Raw genomic sequence first — 336 nt, forward strand, 5'->3', positions numbered from 1 at the left:
TAAAGAGCCAACTGCGCCCATCATAGTTAATGCGGCAAGTTGAGCTGCGCCCGCAAAAATTAAAAATGAAATGAGTTGAGCTTGTAACGGGGTTAAACCGACAGTGATTGCTAATGAGCCACACAGAATTCACCAAGGCACCACAGCGAGTGAAAGCGGGAATATATCAACGATGGCTTGATACATAATTTTAAAAGCACTTGGGGTAGATCCCCCAGCAATAGCTGTTCTACTTGGCATTAACGCACTCCTTCAATATTTTGAAAGAGTTTACAGGGGAATCGTTTTTAGTTCTTGTGCAAAACTGCTTGTTTTTGAAACTTGCTGGGAGAAGTT

General features: G+C 42.3%; 1 protein-coding gene. It reads right to left on the reverse strand.

Annotation, left to right across the window (positions count from 1 at the left end; translation table 11 throughout):
• Window positions 1-129, reverse strand: a 129-nt coding sequence (locus AACQ14_RS24870; RefSeq protein ID WP_353514045.1) for an AzlC family ABC transporter permease, incomplete at its 3' end; no start/stop codon positions are given.
• Window positions 130-336 lie beyond the last annotated feature (207 nt).

Source organism: Vallitalea maricola, from assembly GCF_036985595.1.
In the GTDB taxonomy this organism is placed as follows: domain Bacteria; phylum Bacillota; class Clostridia; order Lachnospirales; family Vallitaleaceae; genus Vallitalea; species Vallitalea maricola.